Raw genomic sequence first — 16,456 nt, forward strand, 5'->3', positions numbered from 1 at the left:
AGTGAAGGTGTAGCGAAAACGTAAGGACTCTTCGATTGAAGAGGAGAATCACCGAGAGGTGATGCCAGTCCTGGTAAGTTTCTGCCAGGAACCATGTCACATGAGCGGCCATTGCGAACATCACGTATTCAAAGAGTAGAGTGCCATGTTTGAGTATGACTTGTCTGAAGTTCCTGAACAGATTGTTCGTCGCGATTTCCTGAAACAGCTCTCTGCTGCTGGATTGGCAGCAATGGCAGCGGGGGCTCCACGCGACCTGAGCGCAAATGATGAGCTCAAACATCCCGAAGCGACCGCTGACGCCTGCATACTGATCTGGATGGGTGGCGGAATGGCTGCCCCGGAAACATTCGATCCGAAGCGATATGCGCCGTTCGAAAAGGGGCTCCCCATCAAGGATGTGCTCAGTACGTTTCCCGCGATCGACACTTCGGTCGACAACATTAAAATTTGCCAAGGATTGGAGAACATCGCCGGCGTGATGGATCGCGCGACGCTCGTTCGTTCTGCGGTGCAAGCTGATCTGGGGAGCATCCTCCACTCACGGCATCAATATCATTGGCATACCGGATATGTCCCTCCACAAACGGTAGCCTGTCCTCATCTGGGATCCTGGATGGCAAAGGTGCTGGGTCCGGTCAATCCGGTGATGCCTGCATTCGTAAATATCGGTCAACGTTTGGAGGGTGTCGGAGAGAAGGAAGAGCTCAAGGCGTTTACCACTGCGGGCTTCTTCGGTTCGGAATACGGACCAATGAACCTTCCGTATCCTGAGCAAGCTGCCGCTTCGGTTCAGCCGCCAAAAGGAATGAACGCCCAGCGATTCGCCAGTCGCAACCGGTTGTTTAAGAAGTTACTCAAAGAAAGCCCACGATCTGAGTACGTCAGCGATTATCAACAGGAATCGATGTTGAATGCTCTCGACAGCGCGTACCATTTACTCAGTTCAAAAGATCGGAACGCCTTCGACATCAGTCAGGAACCGCAAGAGAGTTACCAAAGATACGACACAGGCCGATTCGGACGTGGTTGCTTGCTGGCACGTCGACTTGTAGAAGCAGGTACTCGCTTCGTCGAAGTGACCACGGAGTACGTTCCATTCTTGCATTGGGATACACACAACAGCGGACATGAAACGGTCGATCGATTACACAAAGAGATCGACCGCCCCGTCGCTCAACTCATCCTCGACTTAGAAGCGAGCGGACTCCTTGATCGGACCCTGGTGATTATCGCTTCTGAGTTCAGCCGAGACGCTCTTATTGAAGGCAAGCCCGGCTCAACTGCCAATGACCAAGCAACATTCAAAGTCGATACAATTTCCGAGATGAAGCACTACGGATTGCATCGCCACTTCACGGGCGGAACCAGTGTGGTGATGTTTGGAGGAGGAATGAAAAAAGGATTCCTCTACGGAAAAACGGCTGATGAACGACCGCTGATTGCCATCGAGAACCCTGTTTCAATCATGGACCTGCATGCGACAATCATGACCGCGATGGGGATCAGTCCAAGAACCGGTTTCGACATCGAAGGCCGTCCATTTTATGTCACCCAAGATGGAAATGGGCAAGCAGTCAATGACTTATTCGCTTGATGGGAACTGCACCCATTGAAGTTTTCGCTGTGAAGTTTTGGGAGCTTTGAGATTCTCTTCGAATCGATTGAGGAAGCGTTCTAACTCATCCTGATCAATCGGTTTCGAGACAAACCCATCCATCCCTGCTTTGAAGCAACGCTCGCGGAACTCTTCGAGGACATGGGCTGTCATGGCGAATACGGGAGTTTTGGTGACGTTTGATTGCTCTTCAAATTCCCGAATTTTATGGGTGGTCGTGACACCATCCATTCCCGGCATTTCGATATCCATAAAGATCGCATCGAAAAAGATCCCGGTTTGGCACAATTCCAAAGCCGCTTGACCACTCTCAACCGTGGTCACCTGGTGACCGAGCGAACGAATCATCTCCCCTGCAACCATCAAGTTGATTTCACTATCATCGACAATGAGCAGTTTCAGAGTCCCTTCTGGTATTTCCGGAGCGACGAAATTTTCCTGCTCGCTGTCGCTTTCCTCTTTAGTATTCAGCGAGTGAATCTCGGAGTCAAACTCTTCAATCGTGAATGGTTTGATGAGTTGCGAGCAAGTCTTTACGCAGAGTTGTATCGATGGTTCACTTTCCATTCCCGAGGGGATCAGTGTGATGATCGGAAGCAGGTCTGCTGCAGTTCCTAGAAGTTGATCTTCGTAGAACCCGAAGCAATCGATGTCAACAATCAGAGCTTCGTACTCACATGCATCCTGACTCGGGACCAGTTCCTGAAGACTCTCAAGGCTGTCCACACGAACAATCTTATGGCCAAGAGCCTCCACAATTCTTACTAAATGATCGAAGTACAAATCGTCGGAAGAGTAAAGTAAAAGCGACTTTGAATCTTGCTGACGTTCAGATGGCGTTTGTGCCGGTGTAAGCTCCAGTGCAAACCGAAAGACTGATCCTTCTTCAAGCTTGCTTTCAACATGAATGTCTCCCCCCATGAGGGTGACCAGTTGGCGAGAGATCGCCAGCCCCAGGCCGGTACCGCCAAACCGTCGCGTCACCGAGGCATCGCCTTGATCAAACGACTCGAACACCTGGTTGATCGCATCGGGGTGAATTCCCACTCCAGAATCTTGAACTGAAAACTCAATACCCTGGTCGTACCGAGAATCGGTTGACCTTTCAACGTAGAGCGTGACGTGTCCTTCTTCAGTGAACTTGATCGCGTTTCCAAGCAAGTTCAGCAGGATCTGGCGAATACGATTCGGATCGCCGTAAACACTGGCTGGAACATCAGGAGAAATCAGACAACGGAACTTGAGGCCCTTTTCGTACGCTTTCACACAGAGCAAACGACACGCATCGACAACGCAACTGTGCAGGTTGAATTCGATCCGCTCAATGTCCAGCTTGCCTGCTTCAATTTTTGAAAAGTCCAATACGTCGTTGAGAATCGTCAATAAAGTTTTCGCGGATTGCGAAACGGTTTTCAGGTAACTCGTTTGCTGGTTGTCTAACCGTGTTGCCAATGCAAGTTGAGACATCCCGATAATTCCATTCATCGGCGTGCGAATTTCGTGACTCATCATTGCCAGGAACCGCCCTTTGGCTTCGTTCGCATCTCTGGCTTCTCGAATGGAATCCACAAGTCGAGACTGAGTTCTTCGCAATGCTTTCGCAACCGTTTCCAGTTCACGATTGGAACGGACGAGTTGCGAAGCACGATCTTCAAGTTCTTCCGTTCGGGCTGCGACACGAGTTTCAAGTGTTTCATTGAGGGCCTGGAGTTCCGCGAAGCCTTCTGCATTCTCAAGAGCAGCACCAACGAGCGTGGCAATAAACTCTGCAATTTGACGATCAGTAATCGAGAACGACCGCGAGAGATCGGAATGCTCAATTTTCAAATGAGCAATGATCTCTCCTCGAATCACCACTTTTGTCAACATTGTTGAAGGTGGCTCAGATTCCTCCAGGTCAGCGAGATTAAAGACGTTCGAACGACGCAGCGAGTTCCCAGAATAAAGATGAGCGTCTCTCTTCCAAAGCAGTTTCGCAATCGGAGCACGAACAAGCTTACGTGCAGCGACTTCACCTTCCCGAACGATCTCTTCGTTTGCTCTGGCAGACATAATCTTTCGACCAGTCTGCATGAGAGTCTCAAATCGATCTGCGAGAGAAAGAGTTTCTCGATCGTCATCGTTTTGGATCAAGAAATTGACCGATTCGATCTGGAACTCGGCCTCTTGAAATTGGTCAAGCTCCGCTTTCGTGAACTTCCGGCCAAGTTCTTCTCCCAGCTTTCGCTGGACTTGTCGGGTCAGCGCCAACTCATAAGCGGCTTTATGTTTTCTTGCGAATTTCAGGCTTTTTTGCAACTCATTATTTGCCTTCGCGTTTCGACCCTGCATGGCCGAGATCAATGCCAGTTCCCGGTAGAGTTGCGGTAGTTCGTTTTTGAAACGAACCGCAGTCAGAATGGCCTGATTCGCTGTCTTGCGAGCTTTTTTGAGAGACATCTTTCGCGACGTAAGCAAGAACGATTTGTCCTGCTGTGCGCGTTGCCTCCACGCAGCGACCAGCCAGGTATAAATCGGACAGGTGTAAGGATTTTTGACACCGGCTGCTTCCACATGGTTGCGGGCTCGATTGAGCACTGCGATCGCCCGCTCAGATTCATTTTGATCGAGGAGAGAAATTGCGTGCGTGAGCAGAACTTGAGCCGTTCCCTGTGCGTCTTCGCGTTCCCGACGAAGTTCTTTTTCGAGCATCTCCGCAGGGAGTTTACCGTTCATGGCACGAATCCAGACATCCAGGATGATCCCTGAAGCCTGCTCATCGCCAAGAGTCATTCCAGATTCATAGTTTCGACGACACTCTTCGATCGCTCCAGCGAAATCCCCCAGCCGATACAAAGCTGCAGCGACCTGATAACGCGCGATATGGACCTGCCAGAAGTCTCCTGTTCTTTCGAGAATCTTTATTGCTCTCCGGCAATAGTCGATGCAATCTTCATATCGACAGTTTGCATAGTGAGCGATTCCGTGGAAGTGCAACGACTGTCCCTTTCCCCACTCATCATTGAGTTCATCTCGGATCTCAAAAGAACGGGTGACATACTTGTACGCCCGGGGGAAGTATGGAATGAGGACCATCCCCGGTGCGTGGTCGGAATATGCTTGCGCCAGTTCAAGAGTCGGGAAGTACTTTTCCCCCTCGTTCATACCACGTAAGTTGGCCCACAACGTCATCGGCTTAGAACGACAGTACCAACTCGCATGTGAGTACCCACTCAACAGCTTGAGAACCAGACGTTCTCTCTCTGTCGGTTCTCGACGCATTCTGGAGAGAAAGAGTGTTGGGAAAACCGTATGTGCAACCTGACGACAACTTTCATATGCCAAGTGAGCGAACAGAGAGAATCGTGTCTGTGGAATTTTTTGTGAAACGATCTCTAAGGCATCGCGAAAGTGTTGAATCGCCGTATTCATGTCTCCGCGTTTAATGCACAGCTCCCCCTGCTTCCCACATATTTCAGCACTCTCCAGATCACACTTCACATGATCTCTTGCATGTGCGAATGCAATGCGAGCCTCTTCGTATTTTCCCTGAAGCATTTGGACGTCGCCAAGACCTTCATGGATATCAAAGAGATTCGGACCACCTGTTGTCGGGGTTGCCTTTAACGCAATTCGAAACTGTTGCTCAGCGAGTTCGAGCGCATGTTGATTCCTGGCTCGTTTCGCAGCTAATAAAGCGTAATAGTAAGCTAGCTCATTTGCTCCTGCTGACGAATAGTGGTAAGCAAGGGCTGCTATCTGATCAGGGTATTTTTTTTCGATGAACCTGGCAGTCAGAAGATGCAGCTTCTTTCGTACAGACCGATTCATGCGCGACAGGAGTTCTTCCCGAATTTTATCGTGCAGGAAAACACAAACTTCACTGGTATGGCGTTTCCACAGAAGTTGACGATTTTTGGCATTCTGAATCGCGTGAAGAATCTCTGACGGAGAAAGCTCCGAAACCTGGTTGGCAAGCTCAACATCGAACTCACGCCCCAAAATCGCCCCCACCTCAAGATACTTGCGTGTTGCAGGTGAGAGTAGCGCGAGACGCTGCGCCAAGACTTCGCCAGCCTCGGCAGATGAGCACAAATTCCTAAAGCGAGCTTTGTCGATTTTCCAACCTGACTGCGCGGGGTAGATCCCGCCTGATTCGACTAAGCCATAAAGAAGAGAAGTCACCATAAACGGACTTCCAGCCGCAAGCTCTCGAACGACCTCAAGGACTCGCTGTGGAACTCGCCCTGCCATGGAAAGAACGACTTGATCAACATCACCCTCCGATAAAGGACTCAAATGAATCCGTTGAATGAGGGACGTACTTTTTAGAGGATGATAATTTGAGACCTCTTCTGTCCGGTAGGAAATGAGCAACATGACATGACGGTCACCGGGACTTTTTTCACTCTGTTGCAGACGCCAAAACTTCAATAAACGGCTGACGAAGTCGGCATCCCACTGACAATCATCCAGGATTACCAGGGCAGGGGTTTCGGCATCACCGAGCAGACTGAAAAGCTGGCAGATGGCCAAAAGCGTTCCCGCTTCACCATTCACAGGGGGCTTGGCGACTTGACCTTGAGTCTCAAAAAGTTGAGCCAGTTTTGGCAGCGCTCTGACGAGTGTTTCTTCAATATCAAGACATTCAGACCGCAGCCGCTCTCCAAACTCCGGGTCGGCGTCATTCTTCGACACAATCTGACTGGCAATCTGATTCAGAATTTTGAATGACGTCCGAATGTCGATCGAAGCTGTTCCGTGGTAGACATCAATCCCTTTGGCGTGAGCTCGGCTGGACAACTCTGAAATCAACCGCGATTTCCCGTACCCGGACTCTCCTTCGAGAATAATGTCCTGAGCCTCACCAGGAATCGTAAGATCAACGGCATGCTCCAGTTGATCAAGTTCAGTTCTCCGCGAGACAAAAGCTGGCGCAGCCAGTGAATTCCGGACATCACTGGCCCCAATAGCATTCGATGGTTCTCGCCCCGACGTCGTCAGAGACTCATACAATGCGTTCACGTCATCGAGGACAGCGTCGATTGAGTGGTAGCGATCAGCACTTCGCCGCTGTAGGCAGCGTGTGAGAATCTGATCAAAGTGGCTGCAAACTGTGACTCCAAGTTTCCGAACTGATGGCGAATTCTGCGTAGACTGCGAGTAGAGAAATTCGTTGAGTGTTTCACCGAGGAATGGAGTTCGCTGTGTGAGTGCTTCAAAGACAATACAGGCAACCGAGTAAAGATCTGAAGTGACGCCAATCTTGTCACTGACAATTCCCGTCTGCTCGGGAGACATGTAAAAGACATTTCGGAAATCGAGCTCGCTGAGTTTTCCGGCAGACTCCTCAACGAATGGCCCCCCAGTCCAGAAAATTCTCCAGGTCCAATCGGGTTTCGACCGTCTCGCCTGGACGTGCGAAGGCGTTAAGGAACGGTGCAGAACCCCAGCCTGGTGCAGTTTTTGAATCTCGTTGAGTAAGGCCTGAAAGAGTCGCAATGCTTCTAATTCGGTCAACGGTCGCTCAGCGATCAGGTCGGGGAGCAGATCCCCATTGGTCGCTGGTGAGAAGAACCACGTTGCAAAGTCACGTGTGGTTGCAGCGACAACATTCCGATAATTTTTAGCACGCAACTGTTCGACGTCACTGACAAATTTCTTCCGAACGTCCTCTTTCAGCTCTCCGTGGTTGAAGGCAAAAACAAGCTCTTCATTCTCTAAATCTGAAGCCAGCCAACACTCAAACCCAAGACGACAATCAACCCGAGTCATGAGCTGAAATCGTTCCATCAGCAGCACGCCTTCATCGACTCCCTGTTCGTGAACCGAAGCGGTGTCCACGTCAGAGTTGAGTTCAGATTGGGAAGGTGTTGAAGCCATGAAGTAGTAAGCACTCGGAAGTAAAGGGAAAGACTGTTTAACCACAAATCAAAAGCACCGGTATCAATCTATATCTTTACTTCATGACTCACCTGCGTGAGGCATTCTTTCCCTTGTCCCCCCAAATTACCTGAAAGGAGTAAATTCACTGTTGTAGAAAATGAACAACACGGAACAATCGTTTCAATCAATTTGCTCAGAATGTTCAAAATAATCTTGTGAATGGTCCAGCGTACTGCCACTATTCTTTTCAGCGGGTAAGAAATCATGGTCGGGCTTAATCCATAAAGGGAAAAAATGTCCACTGTAGATTCAAATATCCCATTTGATGTCGAGTCCTTCTTTAATGTCGAAGTTGCGAATTTTAAGGAAACTCTGGGTCGTATCGAAAAGGAGATCGAGCAAAACCCAGATCAGGAAACCGAAGACCGTTGCGTTGAAGAGTTCACGACCGCTTTCCATCAGTCACGCGAAGAGTGCCGAGCTGCTGAAGAATTGCTGAAGAACGATACTCGCAAACTCGCTGAGATTCAAAAACGCTTTCGCGATGAACTCGCCCCCTGGTTTGATCAAAGCTGGTTCTTTGATCGTGCAAAGAAAAAACCCCGAGGTTACCCAGGTGACTATGTCATGCTAACGGCTCTCTACAACGAAGAGCCGAAGTCGACTGGGCTCGGACTGGTCATGGACCGTTACTTTCTTAAAGCAGACCTTGCCCGTGCTGTACGAACTCGTTTAGCTGACGTGAAAGCGTTTGTCTTAGATGAAATCCAGAAGCGGGATAAACCTGTTTCGATTTTGAATGTCGCATCCGGTCCAGGACGTGAGTACACATGCGGATTTGATCATCTCGAAAATCCGGTTTCTGTCACCTGCCTGGACAGCGATGAAGCTGCTCTCGGATTCTTAAAAGATGAAGTCGAGCAAGCCGCTGCAAAAAATCTGACTGTCACACCCGTCTGCTATAACGCCTTAAAGACGACTAGCGGCGAGAAAAACATCCAGAACTTTGGCGCCTCGGATATCGTTTACAGCGTCGGACTGTGTGACTATATCCCCGATCGCTACATGATTCGCATCTTGGAAGGCTGGCGGCAGTCAGTGATCGAGGGTGGCGTAGTCTATGTTGCCTTCAAAGATTGTCGTGAGTATGTCGCTTCTGAGTATCAATGGCATGCTGACTGGCACTTCTACCTCAGAACGGAAGAAGACTGTCGAGCCCTTTTCGAGCAAGCTGGCTACGACATGGAGACAATGGAAATGTCCCGCGACTCTACCGGCATCATCATGAATTTTGTGAGCCGAATCACAACCGCCGAAGGTGTCCAATTCGACGAGAACCAAGAGTTGAAAGGTCCACACTTCTCAACCGTTCGCGAAACAGAAGCGTCACAAAGAGACTCACTGACCTCAGAGAATTAAGAAACCTCTTCATCTCATGTTGAAGACTTGAGTTTCGAACGTTTTTCTCAGAACTTGATAGCCCCAATTCTGAAAAGCGTATCAACTCTGACATCCTCAGATTTGCGCGACGTTCAATCGATTTTGAGCCCTAACAGCCTCGCCGAGCTTTGCTTGTCGAGGTTGTTTTCATGCGCGAACGTCACAAAGACAATCTGCGCCAGTTTTATTTTCAAACGTGTGTCGTAAGCCTGAACATACGAACCGCTATTCAATTGCGAACCACAATGGCCAGAAAGATTTCACTTTTCTCAGAGATCTTGCGGCCTTAAAAAGGCCGGTTGATTTTCCGAACCTGTCGTCACCTTGTACTGAAAAAAGGGCTGAGTGCGCATAAAAAAACCTGACAGACACCAATATTTTGGTACCTGTCAGGTTTCAATGTGAGAGCGCAGAGACTCGAACTCTGGACCTACGGATTAAAAGTCCGTTGCTCTACCAACTGAGCTACGCTCCCAAGTCCTTTACTGGGAATGACTTGCGACAGCGAACTGAATTCGCGAGTGTGGCAGGTCGTTTACCAGTCTTTCCTGAAATTTCTTTCGGAAAAGCGAACGAGGCGAAGTCTAGTGAACACCGCAGGCGACTGCAATCAGGGAAACCGTATCGTGTCAAAAAGATGTCAAATTCTTCGAATGATCGAAAAAACTGTTATACGCCGAAAAATTCGCCTCTCTTTACACTGACAGAAATGAAGTCACCGAGGAAGATTTTCCAGGGCTACTTTTGATAGATCGGTAAATAATGATATTTCACCGACAGACTGAGTACCGCCATCGAGGTTGCATAAACACGTCCGTGACTTTTCTCCGATCCGTTCTCCGCCAGCCATGAGCCATCTTTCGCCTGCTGCCCGAGAAGCATCTCCTGCACTAGCTTTTGAGCCTTGATTGCGTGTTCGCCTCCTCGCTGATACATCCCTTGTGAGTAGTAGTAAGTCCCGTAGGAACAGAAGCGTTCTTTCCATTTTGGTGGATTCTCCAACAACCAATCGGAGGCCCCGGTAACTAATGGAGATTCATACTCCCCGCAAACCTGCATCGCCAGCAGTCCGGCAGCTGTCATCGTAAAAGTCGGGCGACTTTGTCCAGGAGTGTAAGTGAACCCACTCGCCTCCTTATCGGGAAATCCATTTCGGTCAAGCCGTGAAGCGTAGGATCGCTTCAAGTATTCAACAGCCTCATCAATCGCACTCGCCGGAACCGCAAGACCATCATTCTTCGCTGATCGCAACGCCATCAACTGCCAGACGGAAACAGATAAATCAGAATCCCGGGAATTCGGATTGTATCTCCAGCCACCCCTGTGCTGGGTCGGTTTCTGTTCTTTTTGAGAGCTGAGAATCACATCGATCGCTTTTTGACAGCGTTGGTGGATCAGTTGGTCCTGCTCCTCGGTTGCTCCCATTCCCAGCATTTCTGTGAGCATGAGAGTAATAATCCCATGTCCGTACATTCGCGAACCATCTTTGGTCCCGAAGTATCCTTTGTCATCAACACGATCATCGCGAAGAATGTAAGCCAATGCTTTCTGCATCGCTTGCCCTCGCGAATCTTTATCAGCGGGTTGAACTCCGACGCTCGCCATCGACATGATCGACAGCGCTGTCATCGTGCTATCGTATCGCTGATCGAGAATCGCTCCATCTTCACGCTGTTGAGAAATTAGATACGCAATCGCTTTTTCGACCCCGATATCAATTTCATCAGTTTCAAACGCGGAGGCTTTCTGGTCTACGGAATTTGCGTCGACCTGTGCGACGAGTTGTCCAGATGACAGGACTAAACTGATACTGACGATAGAACAAACGACCGCAGACTGCGAAAAAGCGATCCCGGTTGGGAATCTCTGATACCTCATTTTTTCTTCCTCGCCCGTTCAGCCAAGACTCGAAAATAGGCTTCAACACTTTTTCGGTATTCCTCAGAGACGACTTCAGATTGACCTTTCGCCAAATCATCCGCTGACTGACTCCGAAGCATCCCCCATTTTTTATCTTCAGTCCGATTAATTGCCTGAACGCTAAAGTCTGTCATCACCCCCGTCTCGGAAGGAACATCTGCTGACTCTGTTATGGAATCAGAGGAGGCCAACTGAGACTGTTGCTGTGATTGCGTACGAGATTTGGCAAGCTGAGCCTGTTGTGTTCGTGCAGCTTGCGAGATCGAATCGAGAGTCTGCGCGACCTGCGGATTCGCTCCGTCGGCCGATTCACTTGAACTCGCATTTGCGAGCTGTCGATCCAGTTCATCGAGCGTTTGAGCAAGTCGCTGTGATTCAGCCTGTTGCTGTGCTGTCGGTTTCGACTGTGGAGTTCCCGAACCCGGAGAGGTCGCTGACTGTTGGTCGGCTTGTCCACCTTGTTGATCCTCTGCATTTGCCTGGGCGTTCTCATCGGCGGCGAGGATTGGTTCGAGAGCTTTCGAAAGTTGCTCAGCTTGATCTAAAAGTGACTTTTCGGTTTTGGCTACAGCTTGTTGAGCCTGCAGGGCCATGTCATTCTGCCCCTGTTGTTTGTTCGCCTCAGCAGGATTAGTGGCCTCGGCAGCCTCGCGAGACTCTGCTTCACTTTGAGCTTGGCCGAGTCGCTGCTGTGCCTCTGTTGACTCCTTTGTGGCAACCTGTTGTATCGATTCTGCAAGCGACTGGAGAGGCTCAACGGCATTCAAATTCTTCAGCCTGCGTTCATGTCGCGCCGCTCGGGAGACGTCTTCTGCGACCTTGTTGATATCTTTAGTCAATTCCTGTTGCTGCTGTTCGGACGACGCAAGCTGTCTTTGAGTCGGTGCAAGTTCATCTTGAAATTCTGACGCTTTGGCAAGCTCTTCGCTCTGCTGATTCAATTTCTCAGCGACCTGAAGGGCTTCTTCAGTATAGAGGTCAGCAAGTTGAGTCGCCGGATTTTGGGCGTTCAGTGGAGGAAGCTTCCTGCTGTTGATTTCGTCAGAGGCTTTTCTTAGCTCTTGAGCAACCTCGACAGCTTGAGTCTGTGCCTGTTTCGCAGCGTCCAGTTTTTTTTGCTCAGCCAGCTTCCGTGCTTCTTCCTGTTTGACCTTATTCTTCAACCCCGAATCGTCAGGTTTTCTAGCGAGATTTTTCTCAGCTTGTTGAACTTTCTTCTCGGCGCTATTCACCTGATTCTGTGCGTTCTTCACAGTTTGATCGGCCCGGCGTTTTGCATCGTCAGCCCGTTTCGCGAGATCTTGTGCGGTCCGCTTTTGTTGATCATGAAAACGCTGACGACGCTGTTCGGAGTCTTTCTTTTGAGCCTCGCGCGATTTGTCATCAGCGTGAATCTGCTCATCCTTCTTCGCAGCGGTCTCTTGTTTCGCTTGCTTCAGAGACTTTGTAGCATCTTGCAGGGCGGATTTTGCTTCTTGTGCGGTCTGTTGCAAATCTTCCAGAAGCTGATCATCTCTGGCACTGTTCGCGATCGTCGCAATCTCGTTCAGTTTCTGCTGAGTCTCTGCCAGTTTCTTCTGAGCTTCAGTAGATTTCCCTTGTGCTGCCGATTGATTTGCCTGCGCCAGCAACTGCCTGGAAAGTTGGGATGCTTCCGAGCCAACTTGACGGAGTCCCGCTGCAAGCTCTTTCTTTTTCGCCTGAAACTGAGAATCGGAGCGTTCATTCGCCTTCTGGATATTTTCATCATCCCGGGCTGCAAACTCTAAAGCACTTTGAGCTTCATTGAGCGTTTTTTCTGTGATTTCCGAGAGAGCCTGCTGCATTGCAGGGTTCTGCTGCAACTCTTTTTCGAGTTCTGCAAGTAATGCTTCTGGAGATTGCTGAGCCATTTCTCCAAGCTGCTGTGCGTTCTGGTATTGCTGATCCATTTGCCCGGCAATTCCCATCTCACGCTCTGCTTGACGAAGCTGCTCGCGTGAGTCGGCGATGTCGAGACCTTCTTCAAGTTTCCCAAAATGTTTGGCGACCAAGTCTAAAGCTTGTGCAGTTTTCTCCTGTTCCTCGGTCGCTCGTGCGAGATCGCTCGCCTGCTTCTCGCCTGTTTTCGCAGCCTGTGCCTGCTCAAGTGCGCGGTTCATTTTTCTCGCAGGTTCTTGAATCATCGCGATACTGTCGTCGGCATCTCGAGCACGCTCGCGTTGTTGCTCATCCAGAAGATCTTGCGAGTTCGCATCTTCAATGAGGGCTTGTGATAAATCATCCAATTGCTGGTTGATCGATTCTTGTAATTGCTGAATCTCGGCCAGTTGCGGCGTCTGCTCCGACGTCTCGTTCTTCTCGGCAGATTCAGCTGCCTGAGTTGTTTTTTCTTCCAGATTACGAAGCTGCTGTGCTGATTGCTCTGCCATTTGTGGAATTGTCGGCGTGTAGTTTGCAATCACTGCTCGTGCCTGAGCCATGATCGGTTCAAGCTCAACGACAAGAAAATCAATCTCTCGTTGAAGCTCTCCAAGTTCGTGGTTGGCTCCCACAATCTTCTCACGATTCCAGCGGCGTTCCCCGATCTTTCTTGCAGCATCACGGACAGACGCCGACCAACGCATTTGATCGAATCTGGTCGTAATTTCAGTCGGGACTTTCGCTTCTCGTAATCGTCGGCTGGCGATGTCAAATTGCCCGAAGAGAACATCCCATTGCCGGGGATGATCAAAGTAAGCCTGCGATCGATCCGTTTCCCAACGTTCCCGGTTGTGTAACTGAGTCACCGATTTCTGAACGAGGATCAGTTGATGTCCTGCCTCCAGGATTCGGTAGGCTGGAAAAATTTCAGCCAGATGAGCTGGAACTTCAGAGTCGGTCAACTGCCCCTGCTGAGAGATATTGAAGAGCGATGTCACCGCACGATGAGTAAGACTTGAATCAGCTGCATATTGCGAATCGGCATCGATCCGAGACTGGGTCAGATCGCGACGGTCGCGCAACTGGTCCAGACTATGCCGTAGCTTCAGATTTATCTCTGCTTCATAGCGTTGCGACTGGCGCAGGAATTCGTTGCTCTTGTTAGAGTCAGCTGAGTTTTGACTCTGCTGAAGGAGTTGGGCCTGCTGCCGCAACGCGTTCGCAAGTTGCTCGATCGGAGAATAAAGATGCCCCGACCTGCTATCGAGATCTCGACGAGCACTCCCCAACCTCGACGGAAGCCCTCCGTCGAGCTGATCGATTCGCTGCCTCGACGCCAGTTGATTGAGCAAGTCTTGAGAAGTTTTTTTGAGTTGTTCGAGCTTGTCTTCAGATTCAAGAGCATCTTCAAGTTTGTGACGCTGTCCCTCAGACCAGTTCAACTGACTCAACAACCGGGAATCAAGAGATTCCGAAATTCGCCCGCGATGTTTTCGAATGAGTCGCTCCAGCTGTTCCAATTGATGGAGAACAATTGTTTCCTGTCGAGTAAGTCGTTCCCAGGATTGTGTTGCCCCCTGAACGACAACTTCCTGCTGATGCAGCAAAGCTTCCATGTCCATTGCAATGGCAACAAGCAAGTTATGCGAAGCCATATTCTGGTAATGACTCGCGACGACTTTGGCATCATCAGTAACCCGTTCATAGGTTCGTTTCAATTCGTCGAAGTCCCGCTTTAACAATTTGTCGTCATCCGTACTTTCAATTGCACGCAACAGGTAAGTGGGAGAGCTTGAATACTCGCGATAGATCCTCGAAAGGAGACTCCCACTCAATTCGAGGTCATAGGCGTCCGCTCCAATGGGCATCGACTTTTCAACAGTCAAAACTTCTTCAAGAACTTTCCCAGCTGCGTCTCGCTGCTTTGCCGAGAGATCAAGAAGCAAAGTTCGATCCAGAAGAGCTTGCTGCTCCTCCTGTTCGGGCTGTCTTAATCGTTCAATCGCTTCCAGTGCGGAGACTTTTTGCTCAGCGACCAGGGCTGCAAAATCAGCGAGCGAATCGTACAACTCAATCTTCGTCTCCATGAATTCATGACGTTTTGGGTCAAAATCTTGCCCTGCGACAACAATGCGCAGCGGAATCGATTCTCCGAAATTCCCTTTGAGATCCGTGGCAACCAGTTTGGTAAGAATCTGATCGCCGGTCTTGAGCTGATGTTGCAAAAGGTCCCATTGCCACTCAGATGTAACGAGACGCGTCGATGCCCCCTGTTCGGTTTGCATTTCCAGCGGAATGGATTCCCAATCCTGCCCATTTACCGAGATCTGCTGCTCAAGGCCAACTAACGGTAAGTCATCTGCGGCAATCCCCTTGAGAGCGAGAATGTCGTTGGGAGGCAACAAGAGAGTTGTTTCCTGCTGCTCGACAAATCCGACTTTGGGAATCAAATCTGGAATCGGACGGATTTCATATTTCGGACTAAAAACGTTGTCGAAACCGGTTTCTTTCGAAACGAGATTCACTTTGTAAATAGCTGCTTCATCGACTGGAACCGTGGCAGCCCACTGAAGGTTTTCCCCTTGAGCTGAGGACTCCTTCGATTCGACTGGCGACAACGGAATGACCTTCACTTCGTCCGACCCAGAAAGATCGAGCCGCAGTTCCGCTTTTGAAACAGGTTGATCAACTTCGATGATTAGCTCGACCTGCGTCCCTTCCAACACCTGCAAGTCGCCATGAGCTTCATGGCTGGTCTCCCGAGGTAATTGCGAATAATCTGGGTATTGAAACGTTTTATGAAACACGTTGACGCGCGGTCTCGGGCGGGATTCAATTCGATACTTTTGACTGACGGCATCACCTGCGAAAATTCGATATTCAACTGATTCGTCAGTGACATGGAGATTCGCAGCGAACTGCTCACCTGAGGTCCCGCGCATCGGTTGGCGAACAGTTCCCTGGCTGGGAGTAATCGTCTCCAGAGTGACTTCATTGACACTGCCACCAGTCACTTCAACAACGATCGCAACCGTTTCATCTTCCGCCAGAAGCAGCGAATGAGGAGTCGGTTCGAGAATATTCACATGGATTCGAGAGACACGTGCAATGTTCGCCCCCGGAAGGGCTGCGCGAGTGACCAACTGGCGAAGCCGCATGTCACCGTTCAGCAGGAGTGTCGCCGCAACAGCAACCAGCACCAACGCAGCGAACAGCCATTTCGCGACCAGTTTGACAGGCAACATTTGTGGGACTCGGATCTGTCCCATTTGCCTGGCTACGTTTCCCTGAAGCAATCCACGAAACATGGGCGAATCGTGGAGCCCAGTTGGATCGTCCGTTGCCAGTTCTACTGCTGAGAGTAGATTTTCCCGGAGTTGTGGGTCCGTTTGCTCCATTTGCGTGGCGATTTCTTCACGCGCGGGGATATGCATCATTCGGCGAAGAGAGGTTATCCAGACAGCGAGGAAAGAGAACAGATAAACGGAAATCCCCAATCCCCAGCGAGTTGAATCACTCAACAACCAGTACCAGTCGATGAACGCAACGACCGTCACACAGGCGAGAAAAGAAACGATCCCAACGCTGAGGCCGCGCGAGAAGATGAGCCAGAATCGGCGACGTCGAAACTGATCCAGTTTCCGGGAAACAATCGGATCGAGACCAACACTCATGGGAAAATTCCAGATACGCGTTCGGCGGGAATCACAG

5 protein-coding genes and 1 tRNA gene are annotated in these 16,456 nt (G+C 50.0%); 2 read left to right on the top strand and 4 right to left on the bottom strand.

Features of this window, described 5'->3' with window-relative positions:
- Positions 1 to 145: 145 nt before the first annotated feature.
- The gene (locus ACN0YR_RS19950; RefSeq protein ID WP_417850977.1) at positions 146 to 1,597 is read left to right on the top strand and encodes a DUF1501 domain-containing protein; all 1,452 of its coding nucleotides are present in this window, start codon (positions 146 to 148) and stop codon (positions 1,595 to 1,597) included.
- On the opposite strand, the gene ACN0YR_RS19955 is transcribed toward ACN0YR_RS19950, so the two are convergent.
- Positions 1,586 to 7,480, bottom strand: a complete 5,895-nt coding sequence (locus tag ACN0YR_RS19955; RefSeq protein ID WP_417850978.1) for an ATP-binding protein — start codon at positions 7,478 to 7,480, stop codon at positions 1,586 to 1,588. The genes ACN0YR_RS19950 and ACN0YR_RS19955 overlap by 12 nt on opposite strands.
- A 297-nt stretch (positions 7,481 to 7,777) precedes the next feature.
- Here ACN0YR_RS19955 and ACN0YR_RS19960 point away from each other — a divergent pair, with 297 nt between their 5' ends.
- On the top strand, positions 7,778 to 8,902 hold the full coding sequence (locus tag ACN0YR_RS19960; protein ID WP_417850979.1) for a class I SAM-dependent methyltransferase family protein: 1,125 nt from the start codon (positions 7,778 to 7,780) through the stop codon (positions 8,900 to 8,902).
- A gap of 423 nt (positions 8,903 to 9,325) precedes the next feature.
- Here ACN0YR_RS19960 and ACN0YR_RS19965 read toward each other — a convergent pair.
- The 3 genes from ACN0YR_RS19965 to ACN0YR_RS19975 form a co-directional block, all read right to left on the bottom strand.
- Positions 9,326 to 9,398: transfer RNA gene (locus ACN0YR_RS19965), tRNA-Lys, on the bottom strand.
- Between the two features lie 263 nt (positions 9,399 to 9,661).
- The gene (locus ACN0YR_RS19970; protein ID WP_417850980.1) at positions 9,662 to 10,801 is read right to left on the bottom strand and encodes a prenyltransferase/squalene oxidase repeat-containing protein; all 1,140 of its coding nucleotides are present in this window, start codon (positions 10,799 to 10,801) and stop codon (positions 9,662 to 9,664) included.
- On the bottom strand, positions 10,798 to 16,419 hold the full coding sequence (locus ACN0YR_RS19975; RefSeq protein WP_417850981.1) for a hypothetical protein: 5,622 nt from the start codon (positions 16,417 to 16,419) through the stop codon (positions 10,798 to 10,800). The genes ACN0YR_RS19970 and ACN0YR_RS19975 overlap by 4 nt, the downstream gene beginning before the upstream one ends.
- Positions 16,420 to 16,456: the final 37 nt, after the last annotated feature.

The organism is Thalassoglobus sp. (assembly GCF_048270125.1).
Lineage (GTDB): Bacteria > Planctomycetota > Planctomycetia > Planctomycetales > Planctomycetaceae > Thalassoglobus.

Bases quoted from the DNA above. Each gene is read 5' to 3' on its own strand.
- ACN0YR_RS19950 (WP_417850977.1), top strand. From the start codon at position 146: ATGTTTGAGTATGACTTGTCTGAAGTTCCTGAACAGATTGTTCGTCGC.
- ACN0YR_RS19955 (WP_417850978.1), bottom strand. From the start codon at position 7,480: ATGGCTTCAACACCTTCCCAATCTGAACTCAACTCTGACGTGGACACC.
- ACN0YR_RS19960 (WP_417850979.1), top strand. From the start codon at position 7,778: ATGTCCACTGTAGATTCAAATATCCCATTTGATGTCGAGTCCTTCTTT.
- ACN0YR_RS19970 (WP_417850980.1), bottom strand. From the start codon at position 10,801: ATGAGGTATCAGAGATTCCCAACCGGGATCGCTTTTTCGCAGTCTGCG.
- ACN0YR_RS19975 (WP_417850981.1), bottom strand. From the start codon at position 16,419: ATGAGTGTTGGTCTCGATCCGATTGTTTCCCGGAAACTGGATCAGTTT.